The sequence below is a fragment of the Corallococcus carmarthensis genome (genome assembly GCF_003611695.1).
Taxonomy (GTDB): domain Bacteria; phylum Myxococcota; class Myxococcia; order Myxococcales; family Myxococcaceae; genus Corallococcus; species Corallococcus carmarthensis.
Map to the genome: position 1 here is coordinate 67,283 of NZ_RAWE01000007.1, position 12,370 is coordinate 79,652.

The 12,370-nt window shown below is 71.7% G+C and carries 9 protein-coding genes; 8 read left to right on the forward strand and 1 reads right to left on the reverse strand.

Features of this window, described 5'->3' with window-relative positions; all coding sequences use genetic code 11:
* The first annotated feature begins 109 nt into the window (after positions 1-109).
* The 7 genes from D7X32_RS03540 to D7X32_RS03570 all read left to right on the forward strand — a co-directional run bounded on the left by D7X32_RS03540 (position 110) and on the right by D7X32_RS03570 (position 10,024).
* Positions 110-1,630 carry an FAD/NAD(P)-binding protein gene (locus D7X32_RS03540; RefSeq protein ID WP_120601070.1) on the forward strand — a complete coding sequence of 507 codons (1,521 nt, stop codon included), beginning with the start codon at positions 110-112 and terminating at the stop codon, positions 1,628-1,630.
* A gap of 199 nt (positions 1,631-1,829) precedes the next feature.
* Positions 1,830-3,116, forward strand: a complete 1,287-nt coding sequence (locus D7X32_RS03545) for a hypothetical protein (RefSeq protein ID WP_120601071.1) — start codon at positions 1,830-1,832, stop codon at positions 3,114-3,116.
* Positions 3,117-3,395: 279 nt separating this feature from the next.
* Positions 3,396-5,627: a hypothetical protein gene (locus D7X32_RS03550; protein ID WP_120601072.1), complete on the forward strand. Its 2,232-nt coding sequence runs from the start codon at positions 3,396-3,398 to the stop codon at positions 5,625-5,627.
* 156 nt (positions 5,628-5,783) lie between these two features.
* Complete coding sequence (locus D7X32_RS03555) at positions 5,784-6,932, forward strand: bestrophin family protein (RefSeq protein WP_120601073.1); 1,149 nt, start codon at positions 5,784-5,786, stop codon at positions 6,930-6,932.
* A 232-nt stretch (positions 6,933-7,164) separates the two neighbouring features.
* Entirely contained in the window at positions 7,165-7,905 is a 741-nt protein-coding gene (locus D7X32_RS03560) for a hypothetical protein (protein ID WP_147450013.1), read from the forward strand.
* A gap of 29 nt (positions 7,906-7,934) precedes the next feature.
* Positions 7,935-8,651 carry a hypothetical protein gene (locus D7X32_RS03565; RefSeq protein ID WP_120601075.1) on the forward strand — a complete coding sequence of 239 codons (717 nt, stop codon included), beginning with the start codon at positions 7,935-7,937 and terminating at the stop codon, positions 8,649-8,651.
* On the forward strand, positions 8,651-10,024 hold the full coding sequence (locus tag D7X32_RS03570) for a nitrilase-related carbon-nitrogen hydrolase (protein WP_120601076.1): 1,374 nt from the start codon (positions 8,651-8,653) through the stop codon (positions 10,022-10,024). Before D7X32_RS03565 ends, D7X32_RS03570 begins: the two co-directional genes overlap by 1 nt.
* Here the strand turns inward: D7X32_RS03570 and D7X32_RS03575 are convergent.
* Complete coding sequence (locus tag D7X32_RS03575) at positions 9,946-10,734, reverse strand: 2-keto-4-pentenoate hydratase (protein ID WP_120601077.1); 789 nt, start codon at positions 10,732-10,734, stop codon at positions 9,946-9,948. The genes D7X32_RS03570 and D7X32_RS03575 overlap by 79 nt on opposite strands.
* A gap of 186 nt (positions 10,735-10,920) precedes the next feature.
* Between D7X32_RS03575 and D7X32_RS03580 the strand changes: the two genes are divergently transcribed.
* The gene (locus D7X32_RS03580) at positions 10,921-12,363 is read left to right on the forward strand and encodes an aldehyde dehydrogenase (RefSeq protein WP_120601078.1); all 1,443 of its coding nucleotides are present in this window, start codon (positions 10,921-10,923) and stop codon (positions 12,361-12,363) included.
* Positions 12,364-12,370 lie beyond the last annotated feature (7 nt).

The window sequence follows — 12,370 nt, forward strand, 5'->3', positions numbered from 1 at the left end:
GTCCCAGGGGGTCCCGGAAGGCCAACGGCCGTGGGCCGACGGACAGTCCGCGCGGGTGACGACACCTGGGAGGGATGGCATCCGGGAGGGCCGGCCCTAGAATCGAGCGGTGAACTCCCGGCAGGACGTGATCATCATCGGCGCGGGCGCCAGCGGAACGCTGCTGGCGGCCTGTCTCTTGCGGGGCGCCCGTTCGCCCCTGCGCGTGGCCCTCGTGGAGCGGGGGGAGCGCCTGGGACGGGGGGTCGCGTACTCGACCACCAGCGCGCGCCACCTGCTCAACGTGCCGGCCGGCCGCATGAGCGCCTGGGTGGAGGACCCGGAGCACTTCCTGCGCTGGCTGCGCGTGGAGGCGCCGGACACGCCGCCGTCCGCGTTCGCCGAGCGCCGCCGCTTTGGCCAGTACCTGGAGACGGTGCTGAAGGAGACCGCCGCGCGGGCCGCGCCGGGCGTCCAGTTGGAGACGCCGCGCGACGAGGTGACGGCGGTGGAGGAGACCCCGGACGGCGTGAAGGTGTCGCTCGCGAGCGGCCAGAGCATGGAGGCGCGCAGCGTGGTGCTGGCGCTGGGCAACGCCCTGCCCGCGGACCTGCGCGTGCCGGACGGGGGGCTCTATGCGAGCCCTCGCTACCACCGCTCGCCGTGGATGGGTGGGGCGCTGGAGGGCATTGGTTCCGGGGACCCGGTGCTGCTCATCGGCACGGCGCTCACCATGGTGGACACGGTGCTGTCGCTGGGCGAGCGCGGCTACCAGGGCACGGTGCACGCGCTGTCCCGGCACGGCCTGCTGCCGCACCCGCACCGCGCGCACGGAGCGAAGACGCCCGCCGCGGCGGAGCCCCTGCGCATCCGCGAGCTGCTGCGGTCGGTGCGCCGGGAGATGGACCGCTGTCGCGACGCGGAGACCGCCACGCAGGCCGCGTCCCCTTCGGCGGAGGGCGTGGTGCCATTCAGCACGCTGCGGATCCGCGACGTGCTGCGCACGATGCGCCAGGAGGTCGATGCGCAGGCCGCCGCGGGCGCGGACTGGCGCGCGGCGGTGGATGCGCTGCGGCCGGTGACGACGCCCTTGTGGCAGCGGCTGTCGGAGCCGGAGCGGCGGCGGTTCCTGCGCCACCTGCGGGCGTACTGGGAGGTGCACCGCCACCGCATGGCGCCGGAGATCCACGACGCGATGGACGTGTGGCGGCGCGAAGGGCGGCTGGTGCTCCACGCGAGCCGCGTGCTCGGCTTCGAGCTGGAGCCGGACGCGGTGGCGGTCCGCTTGCGTCCCCGGGGCGAGCGCGAGCCCCAGGTGCTGCGCGTGCAGCACGTCATCAACTGCACCGGCCCCGAGTCGAACCCGGCCTCGCGCAGCCAGCCCGTCCTCCGCGGCCTGCTGGAGGCGGGACAGGCGCGCGCGGACTCGCTGGGCATGGGGCTGGCGACGGCGGCCGATGGCGCGGTGCTGGACGCGCGCGGTCAGCCGTCGGCCCACCTCTTCACGCTGGGTCCGACGCGCCGGGGGGACCTGTGGGAGACCACCGCCGTGCCGGAGATCCGCTCCCAGGCCCGCGACCTGGCGGACCTGCTGCTGCGCCGGTTGGGCGTGTCCCGGAGCGTCCCACCCGAAACCACCGCGTCTCCCTGAGCGGCGCGCGTCACGTGGAGTGACGCGCGGGTCACGCGCCCTCCCCTTGGCATGCCTGGCCGGTAGCAGAGCTGACAGGCGCCATGACCTGGAGGACGAGGCCTCATGCTCGACGGACAACGGCTCCGCTTCCAGGGTGGATGTGGGGCTCTGGCGTTTCGTGCGACATTTTGGGCCCCCCTCCTGGAGTCCCTTCCTGATGCCCCTGAAGCGCCCCCTCCCCGCCCTCATGGGAGGCGTGTCCCTGTCCGTCCTCGTGAGCGTTGGGGCGCTGGCGTACCAGCACCTGCGCACCGACGCGCTGGAGGAACGGCTCCTGCGCGAGGTCAACACGCTGACGCACGCGACACACCCGCGCCCGGCGCACGTCACCGCCACGCAGCCCGGCACGTTCGGAGAGGCCGTGGCGTCGCTGCTGCCCGCGCTCATCCAGCAGGCCCGTGAAGCGTCGGCCCTCAGCGCGGCGGAGGCCGCGACCCTCGAGGCGGTGACGGAAGGGCGCACTCCGGTGATGGACCTTCCCGCTACCAGACGTGAAGCCCTGGAGCACGCTCGTCCGCTGATGCGGCAGGTGCTCGCCGCCACCCACGCGGAGTCCGGTGGCCTCCCGGAAGACCTGCGACCGCTGTCCGGCCCGGAGGTGTCGGGACGGGACGCGCTGCTCCAGGCCCTGCGCCACGTGGTGGACGCGGCGGCGCTGGAGACGCGGCTGCTCGTCTCGCGCGGTGACGCGGACCAGGCGGTGGACACGTGCGTGGACACGCTCGCGCTCAGCCGGGAGCTGGCCCTGGGGGGCGGGCTCGTGGGACAGCGGCTGTCCGCGAACGGCTACGGCCGCACGTGGCGGGCCTGCGCGGATGCGCTCGACGCGGCGTCCCTGGGCAGAAAGCGCCAGGCCCTCTCGCAGCTCACCCGGCTGCATGAAGGCTTCCCGCCGGTGTCCCTGACGCTGCACGAAGAGGCTGTCGCCGCGCAGCTCCACGCCTTCCGCGACCTGCTCTCCGACGAAGCTCGCGCCGAACTCCCGCCCACGTGGTTCGACGCGCCCGCGCTTCCCGGAGCCCTGTCGCGCCGGCTCCAGTGGCGTCAGTGGGTGGAGGACGCGGACCGCTTGATGGCCGTGGCGGATCAACCGGCCGAGGAGCGGCGCCGCTCGTTGGCGGACCTGGAGACCCTCAAGGGCGAGGAATACTTCCGGCACGCGGAGTCCCCGTCGGTGCGCCTGTCGCCCGAGGACGTGGAAGCGCTCGCCCTGCGCGAGCTGCGCTCCGAGGCCCTCATGGCCCTGGTGGAGGTCGACGTGGCCCGCGCCGAGAAGGGCCAGTGGCCGCGCGCGCTCCCCACCCGGACGGCGTCGCTGATGCTGAAGCCCGTGGACGAGACCGAGGCCCAGATCCATTCGTGCGTGCAGGGCCTGATGCCCGACCCGCTGGTCGTGAAGGCGGATGGAGCGCCCGCGCTCCAGCAGGTCCACGACGTGCCCTGACCCGCCAGATGCTCCCCTGAGCCGCCCCGCCTGAGGGGTTGTCCAAACCGGTCCGACTGTCGGACAGGTTTCCGCCGCGCGGCTGGAGCGGGCCTCCCCGGGCCGCGGTCTTCCGAACGGGTCCGACTGCCGGCCCCGTCCGCGCGGTGCGCCTCCAGCACAGCGGGCGCGGGCGCCTCCCTGGTGGGTCGCCTGCGCCCGCTTCATTGTCCGGCCTCCCACGTCAGGGCGTCGATGTACGATGCGGCCTTTCCGTGGACGTCGTGGGAGGGAGCCGTCATGTCGTGGAAGCTCGCGCTGCTGGACGAAGTGTCGAAGGTGCTGCCGGATGCGCCCCTCAAGGGTTCGGACATCCGCGTGGAATTGCCGACCGCCAGCTACGCGCTGCCCGCCGGGGAGAAGCTGGGCCCCCTGACGTTCGCGTTCGACGTGTCGGCGCGCGGCTTCGTGGAAGGCTATGACGCCCCCGCGGACGTGGACGCCGCGGGCGTGGTGGGAGAGAAACCCGGCGACCCGGCGACACAGCTGGCTCCGGCGCTCGTCTTCGACGGCGACCAGGCGTGGCTCAAGTACGGCGTGGAGGCGCGCGTGAAGGCGGAGGTCGGCTTCCCGCTGCCCTACGTGGCGCTCGCGGCCAACGGCGACGTGCGCGTGCTGCTGGCGGACTACCACCGGCACACGCAGGACACGAACGCTCGCGCCGCGCTGAAGGAGGACGCGCCCAACCTGCGGCTGCCCCTGCTCACCTCGTCGCTGGACAAGCTGGGCGTGGGTGACGCCATCGCCTTCCAGGCGCGCGGCGAGCTGTCCGTCACCGCGACGCTGGACTGGACGGACGTCTACACCTCCAACCTCCAGACGCTGACGAAGCTGCTGTCCGCCAGCACCATGCTCGCCTTCGAGGCCAAGGCGGGCGCCACCGTGTCCGCCAAGGTGAAGGTGGTGGACGACTACGCCGTCATCTTCTCCCGTCCCGCCGCGGGCCAGGTGCGCGTGCAGGTGAAGAAGGTGGTGGCGCGTGAAGCGGGCGTGACCGCCAGCATCCATGTGGAGGCGAGCCTCACCGACCCGGCCGCCGTCGTCACCCAGGTGGAGCACGTCCTCGAAGGGCTCCTGTCGGTGCCGCTGTCCCAGTTCGAATCCCTGATGACGAAGCTGGAAGCGCACACCCTGTCGGAGAACGAGACGAAGGTGCTGCGCATCATCCTGGACCGGCTGGGCTTCCAGGAGCTGGAGGCCAACACCACGGCGCTGCGCACGCAGTGGGAGAAGCTCCGCACGGACGTGCGCGCGCGCATCCAGGCCCTGGCCGAGTCCAAGTTCGAGCTGGGCTTCCGCTACGAATACCTGCGCCTGCGCGAGCAGACCACGCTCCTGTCCACCGTGTGCACCGACGCCCAGGCCCGCGCCCTGCACCCGCTGCTGGTGTCGGGGCGGATGGACAGCGCGATGCAGCGCATGCAGTCCGAAGGCATGGCGCTGGAGCAGTGCCTGCTGAAGGAGGTCAACAAGGAGTCGAAGGCCTGGGGCTTCTCCCTGAAGCTGGGCAAGTGGGCGTTGGGCGGCAATGACACGCGCGAGCTCACCCAGGTGGTGCAGCGCAACAGCCTGGAGAAGGAAGCGCCCCAGCGCATCTCGTTCCTGGGCGTGCGCAGCTACAGCGGCGCGCTGCTCACGCCGTACATGCACTGGACCGCGGACTTCAAGGCGGACATGGGGGAGTTCCGCAAGTCGCCCACCGTGTCGGACTTCGACCTGGGCCTGTACCTGCTGCTGGCCCACGACGCGCGCAAGCTGTCGGGCGACGACCTGCGCCAGGCCGTGGACGAAGCCATCATCTGGGGCGCGCTGGACGACGCCGAGGAGGAGGAGGTCCTCAAGCGCATCCGCGACGCGGCGGGCGGCAAGGAGATTGAAACGCGCGTGGAGCTGAAGCTGGACAACCGGACGCTGCGAGACGTCATCGCCCACGCGGCGGACCCGGACGCCCACTCCGCCTTCTCCCGCGCGCTGGCCCGGGCCCTGCCCTGGTACGGCGTGCCGTGCCGCGACCGGCCCGCCGTGCGCGAGTCCGTCTACGAGCCCCTGTGGAAGGCGTACCTGGAGCAGAACTGGTCCGCCGCGGACGCCGCGAGGACGGCCGCCGCGAACCTGAAGAACAACCCGCTCGTCGGGCACTTCGCGCACACCGAGGGGCAGCTGGGCAACGGCATGCTCACGTTCGCGGAGGTCATCCAGAAGAACCCCGGCACCGTGTCCAAGTGGCGCGACCTGCGCGCGGGGCTGCTGGACCTGCGCAACAGCGAGCAGCGCTCGTCCTCCGTCTTCAAGGACGCGTTCAAGGCGCTGTCCCAGTCGTGGGCGCAGTCCTTCCACCTGAAGGCCTCGGGCGCGTTCTTCCTGGAGCTGGCGGCGCGCGGCGGCAACGGCCTGGCCACCGTGGAGCGCACCTTCACCGTGACGGTGCCGGGGACGGGCGCGAGCATCGTCTTCTCCAAGTCGCGGGCCTGAAGCGCGCGTCCATTCGTCCGGTTCCGCACGCCCCCCGGGCGTGCGGAGGGGGCTTCTGGCCGGACGGTGGACGCGAAGGTGACGCGTTGCATTGCCCCAACGCGGGGGCATCACTACATCCGGCTTCTCACGCAGCACGCAGAGGAGCCCCGCGCGATGATCGTCGGTCGGATGCTGTCCTGGCGGATCATCCTCCGCTACACGGGGCGCCCCGTCGTCGTCCACATCGTCATCGCGCTGGCCATCGCCCTGGGCTACGAGGTGCTGGACGCCAAGTGGCTGTCGGTGCCGGCGCTGCCGGTGACGCTGCTGGCCGCGGCGCTGGGCGTGCTGCTCGGCTTCCGAAACAACTCCGCCTACGAGCGCTGGTGGGAAGCACGCACCCTCTGGGGCGGGCTGGTGAACGCGTCGCGGACGCTCGCCCGGCAGGTGCTCACCTTCCTGCCCGCCCCCCGGGCGCAGCGCAGCGACGGGACGCCGGAGACGCCCACCGCCGCGTCCCGCCTGGTGCAGATGGCCGTGCAGCCAGAGGGGCCCGCGCTGGCGGCGGCCTGGTCCAAGGTGGGCGACGGCGCGGTGCGCGACCAGTTCGGCCATGCGCGCGACCTGCGCGGTCCGGTCATCCCTCGCGCGAACCTGGCCACGTTCATCCACCCGGGCATGGAAGCCCCCAAAGGCATCATCACCGGCATGTTCGAGGGCATCACCGAGGATGCGCGCGAGCTCATCTACGCGCAGGTGGGCTTCGTGAACGCGCTGCGGTGCCACCTGCGGCGGCAGGACCCCTTCCCGGAAATCACCCCGTTCTTCCGGCCGTCCGTGCTGGAGGCGCTGCGCGACGAACAGAACGTGCCCGCCGCCATCCTCCTGTGGATGAGCATCCGCATGCGCCGCGTCTACAGCGACGTCGAGCACTCGGAGAAGGTCTACCTGCGCGTGGCGATGGACGAGACGCTCACGGAGCTGACCAACTACCTGGGCGCGTGCGAGCGCATCAAGAACACGCCCCTGCCCCGCCAGTACGACATCCTTCCGCACGCCATGGTGCGCGCCTATCTCACCATGCTGCCCCTGGGCGTCGTCGCGGACCTGGGCGTGCTCACGCCGCTCATCACCGCCATCATCGCGTTCCTCTTCATCGCCTTGGACGCGGTGGGCCGAGACGTGGAGGACCCCTTCGAGGACGGCGTCAGCGACACGCCCATGACGGCGCTGTGCCGCACCATTGAAATCAACCTGAGACAGATGCTGGGCGAAGCCGAGCTGCCCCCGCCGCTCCAGCCGAAGAACGGCCTGCTGTACTGAAGCAGCCCTGTGGGAAATACGTACTCACATTGCTATTCACACAAAACATGACATTCAAGGTTACAATGACAAGCGTCTTTGTGACCGGGATGGCCACAGCACGGGCAGGGGGTGACAGGGATTGACTCGGGGCGGGTGCTGGCACGCACCGTGCTCAGGGGGCAGGAACGGTCTGGAGCGTCCTTCCCTCCCGGAAGGTACGTCCAGGCCGTCCGCAAGGAGTCAGGCCCCCATGAACCCCCGTGACGTGTCGTCTGTTTCGCGCCCCGTGTTCCAGTCCAGCGTGGCACTGCTGCTGCTGAGCATCTTCACCCTCCAGGTGGGATGCAGCCGCAGCCCGGAAACCAGCCCGTGGACGCTGGAGAAGACCCAGCTGTTGCAGAGCCGCATCCTCCACCGCGAGGTGCAGCCGGCGCAGGTGGTGGACAACCACCTGGAGCGCTACGGCCGCGTCCAGGTGCGGGGCAACGAAGGGGAGGCACCCCACACGCTCGCGTTCGTGCTGCGCCAGGAGCTCACGCGCGGCGACGGCACGACGGTCATCGACATCTTCGACGAGGAGACGGGGAGCAAGAGCCACTACGAGATGCAGGACGAGAAGGGCGAGGCCCTCATCGTCACGGACGCCGGCCAGCAGCGGATGACCTTCAACGCCGACGGCACCATCCGGGTCGGCGACGCGTTCGCGAAGAACGAGCAGGAGGCCTCTGACCTGCTGCACAAGACGGGCGTGATGGATCCGGTGTCTGACTACTCGCTCATCGTGCTGCTCGACACCATCCACCAGTACATTCCGGAGAGCGACACCAGCAAGGGCCAGGTGGTCGCGGCCGTCGTCGTGGTCGTGTGGCTGACCGGCTCCTGGTACCTCTGCAGCCGCGAGTACAGCCGCAAGGGCTGTAACACCAACAACGGCATGACCCAGTACTGCCGCGACTACTGCCGGCAGGTCGGCTGCTCCTGCTGGAAGTAGTCTCCTCGCCGTCCTGGAGCCAGCGCCCCGTGCCCGTCCAGAATCCATCCGCACACGGCTGGAAGGGAGTCCTCGGGGCGCTGCTGCTCCTGGCGGGGGCGTGCTCGCGCGAGCCGCCCCCCCGGCGCGCGGCGACAGAAGCGCCGCGCGTCGTCTCCATCTTCTCCCGCGCGGACGCGCTGCCCCTCCAACAGGCGGCCTGCGGCGCTGGCGATGACGCGTGCCCCAACCTCGCGCTGGAGGACTTCGACTGTCCCCGGGACGCGGCGGCGGAGGTGCTCATCTTCAGCGGCCACAGCATGCCGCCCCTGTACCTGCACACCGGGCCGCGGACACTGGCGCGCGTCGCGGCCTGCTACCGTCCGGAGCTCATCGTGCTGGACACCTGCTATGGCTTCTCCCTGCCGCTGCTGGACGCGCTCGCCGACGCGGTCCCTGGCGCGCTGGTGGTGGGCGCCACGTACAAGCTGCCGCCGCAGGGACTGCTCTACGACGCGGACTTCTTCCAGCCCGGCACCGCCGACGCGCGCGCGGAGCGCTTCCGCACCCGCTCCGGCAAGCCGCTGACGCGCTGGAGGCTGGACCCGGACGCGCTGCACCAGGCGCGCGACACGCTGGAGACATGGGACGTGGACGCGCTGGAGGCGCGCCTCGTGCGCAAGTTGCCGAACCTCGTGGGCGTGGACCTCCCCGGCACGGACGCCACGGCCCTGGTGCCGGTGGCGCCGGAGCGCTTCCGCCGGTGATGAACTGGGGCCTCGCACTGCTGGCGGGACTGCTCCAGGGCGCGGCCTTCCTCGGCCCCGACGCGCAGCCCCTGGCCTGGGTGGGCGTCGCGTGCCTGGCGGCGGCCCTGCACCGCGCGCCGGGCGGACTTCGCGCCGCGGGCATGCTCGCGCTGGCGGCGCTGGTGCGGCAGGCGGTGGCCTTGCATTGGTGGGTGGGGACCGCGCGCCACTTCGCGCCGGGGGTCGCCGGGGCCGCCCTCACGCTGGCCGCGCTGGGCTGGGCGACGACGGCGGTGGCGTCCCAGGTGCCGGCGATGGCGCTGGTCCTGACGCCCGTGCGCCGCGTGCCTCCGCGCTTCTGGCTGCCCTTCGCCTGGGCGGCGGGTGAAGCCGTGGCGGAGCTCACCTGCGGCTTCTCCATGACGCAACTGCTGCACTCCCAGTGGGCACAGCCCGCCGTGCTGCGCGCCCTCGCGTTCGTGGGCTGGGGGCCCCTGCTGCTGCTGTGTCTCTATGCCTCGGTCAGCGTGGGCGAGGCCGCGGCCCGGCGCGATCTCCGGCTGTTGGCTCCGGCGGGACTCGTGCTGGGCGCGCTCGTGGGGGTGCCCCCGTTCGCCCCCTCGGACGACGCGCTCGAGGGCGTGGGCGTGGTGCACCTGGCCTCGTCGGCGCGCCTGCCCCGCGAGGTGCCCGGGGGAACGTCGCTGCTCGTGTGGCCGGAGAGCACGGTGCGCGGCAACCAGCGGCTGCCGGAGGGTGTCCTGCCCCAGCCGGTGCCCCTGGCCGCGTTCGCGGATACGCGCCTGCCCGTGGCGAGCGTCGCGGGCCTCACGCTGCGCACGGAGGGGCACTACCTCAACGCCGCGGGCGCCTTCGACGCGGAGGGGCAGCTGCTGGAGAGCCGGGGCAAGGCGGTGCTCGTTCCGGTGGGCGAGCGCGCCTTCCTGGGCCTGCGCGGGAGCGGTGAACCCCTGACGCCGGGCACCGCCGTCCCCCGGTTGTCCGTGGCGGGCCGGAGCGTCGTGCCCCTCATCTGCTACGAGGCCTTCAGCCGCCCCACCGCCCTCCAGGGGCAGGCCGCGGGAGGCACCCTGCTGGCCGTGCTCGCCAGCGACCTGCCGCTGGTGGGCAACCGCTTCGCGCTGGAGCAGGCCGTGGGGGCGGCCATCCTGCGCGCCGTGGAGCAGCACCTGCCCGTGGTGCGCGCGTCGCTGGCGGGCCCGGCCGTCATCGTCTCCTCCAACGGGAAGGTGCTGGCCCGGAGCGAGCCGGGGACCAGCGGCATCCTCACCGCCAGGAGCGGCGCGCCGGCCTACTCCCCCGCGGTGACCTCCACCGTGCCCAGCCCGTCCACGGTGAGCCGCACGTGGTCACCGGGCTTCATCAGGTAGGCGGCGGTGGCCGCGCCGGACAACACCAGGCTCCCCGCGGGCAGCACCTGACCGCGCTCCGCGAGCAGCGCGCACAGCTGGATGATGGACACCACCGGGTCACCGGAGATGGCATCCGAGCGCGCCTCGCCCTCCACCTTGCCGTTCACCTCCATGCGCATCTGGAGCTTCGTGAGGTCCAGGTCGCGCGGTCCCCGCTCCAGCGTGCCCGGCACGAACAGCGATGACGACGCGTTGTCCGCCACCACGTCCGGCAGGCTGAAGTACTTGAAGCCCACGAAGCGCGAGTCCAACACCTCCATCGCCGCGAAGACGGCCTCGCACGCGTCCAGCACCTCGTCGCGCGTGACGGTGCCCTTCAGCTCCTTCGACGTGCGGAAGGCGATCTCCGGCTCGATGCGCGGGTGGATGCCCGCGCCCACGCTCACCACGCCGCCGGGCTGCACGCGCATCCGGTCCGTGAGCACGCCGAAGATGGGCGAGCCCAGGTTCATCTGCTGGCGCTTCGCCTCCGACGTGAAGCCCATCTTCAGGCCCACCACCCGTTCGCCCTGGGCTTCGCGCAGCCGGATGCCCTCCGCCTGCACCGCGTAGCCGTCCGGCACGGAGAGCCGCGGGTGCGCGTGCGTCAGGGGCGGCACCTCACGCCGCTCGCGCCGCGCCGCGTCCAGGATTCCGGCCAGGGCCGCCACATCCACTGTCGAGGTCATGCGCGAATCTTTTCCATGCCCGGCCCGCAATTCCACCAAGGATTCACCGGTGGAGCGGGTCCCGGAGACGCCGGGCGCCAGACGGCCGCGCAAGCGAGCGCCATCCAACGTCGACTGTTCGGAATCCTGGAGGCGGCGGACGGCCGCGACATACATTGCCGCGTCTCCCTTCAGGAGGGCGCTGCCTTGGAAAAGGTCCTCAACTACATCGGTGGCGAGCTGGTGCCCGCGGCGGGTGGCCAGTGGCTGGACAAGCCGGAGCCCGCGACGGGCCAGCTCTACGCGCACGTGCCGGACTCGCGCGAGGTGGACGTGCAGTCCGCCGTGGAGGCCGCGGGCCGGGCCTTCCCCGCGTGGGCCGCCCTGCCGGCGATGGAGCGCTCGCGGTTCCTGCGCCGCATCGCGGGCCTCATCCACGAACGCCTGGACGCCTTCGCGCGCGCGGAGTCCATCGACACGGGCAAGCCGCTGCCGGTGGCCCGCACGGTGGACATCCCGCGCAGCGTGCTCAACTTCGAGTTCTTCGCGGACGCGGCGACGCAGTTCTCCAGCGAAGCGCACCCCATGGACGGCGTGGCGCTCAACTACACGCTGCGCTCGCCGCTGGGCGTGGTGGGCTGCATCTCGCCGTGGAACCTGCCGCTGTACCTGCTCACGTGGAAGATCGCCCCCGCGCTGGCGGCCGGCAACTGCGTGGTGGCCAAGCCGTCGGAGGTGACGCCGATGACGGCCTACCTCCTGTCGCAGGTGTGCCGCGACGCGGGGCTGCCGCCGGGCGTGCTCAACCTGGTGCACGGCCTGGGGCCGCACGTGGGCGGGCCGCTCACGCGCCACCCGGACGTCAGCGCCATCTCCTTCACCGGCAGCACGCGCACGGGCGCGGAGATTGCCCGCGTGGCCGCGCCCGCGTTCAAGAAGCTGTCGCTGGAGATGGGCGGGAAGAACCCCAACGTCATCTTCGCGGACTGCGACTTCGACGAGGCGCTGGCCACCACGCTGCGCTCGTCGTTCGCCAACCAGGGGCAAATCTGCCTGTGCGGCCCGCGCATCTTCGTGCAGCGCTCACTGTATCCGCGCTTCAAGGAAGCGCTGGTCGCGCGCACGCGGGCCCTCAAGGTGGGGGATCCGCTGGTGGAGGGCACGGATCAGGGTGCCCTGGTGTCGCGCGAGCACTTCGAGAAGGTGATGGGCTACATCGCGCTCGCGAAGCAGGAGGGCGGCAACCTCCTCACCGGTGGCCAGCGCGCGAACGTGCCCGGCCGCTGCGTGAACGGCTGGTTCATCGAGCCCACGCTGGTGGAGGGCCTGGCGCCCACGTGCCGCACGAACCAGGAGGAGATTTTCGGTCCGGTGGCCACGCTGATGCCCTTCGACGACGAGGAGGAGGTGCTGTCGTGGGCCAACTCCACGCGCTACGGGCTTGCGGGCAGCGTGTGGACGAAGGACCTGGCGCGCGCGCACCGGTTCGCGGCCCGGCTGCACAGCGGCATCGTCTGGGTGAACACCTGGATGCTGCGCGACCTGCGCACGCCGTTTGGCGGAGTGAAGGAGTCGGGCGTGGGCCGCGAGGGCGGCTGGGACGCGCTGCGCTTCTTCACCGAACCCAAGAACGTCTGCATCAAGCTCTGAAACACAG

What these genes read in the sequence shown, in the direction of transcription:
- D7X32_RS03545 (WP_120601071.1), top strand. Translation starts at nt 1,830, where the DNA reads ATGCCCCTGAAGCGCCCCCTCCCCGCCCTCATGGGAGGCGTGTCCCTG.
- D7X32_RS03550 (WP_120601072.1), top strand. Translation starts at nt 3,396, where the DNA reads ATGTCGTGGAAGCTCGCGCTGCTGGACGAAGTGTCGAAGGTGCTGCCG.
- D7X32_RS03555 (WP_120601073.1), top strand. Translation starts at nt 5,784, where the DNA reads ATGATCGTCGGTCGGATGCTGTCCTGGCGGATCATCCTCCGCTACACG.
- D7X32_RS03560 (WP_147450013.1), top strand. Translation starts at nt 7,165, where the DNA reads ATGAACCCCCGTGACGTGTCGTCTGTTTCGCGCCCCGTGTTCCAGTCC.
- D7X32_RS03570 (WP_120601076.1), top strand. Translation starts at nt 8,651, where the DNA reads ATGAACTGGGGCCTCGCACTGCTGGCGGGACTGCTCCAGGGCGCGGCC.
- D7X32_RS03575 (WP_120601077.1), bottom strand. Translation starts at nt 10,734, where the DNA reads ATGACCTCGACAGTGGATGTGGCGGCCCTGGCCGGAATCCTGGACGCG.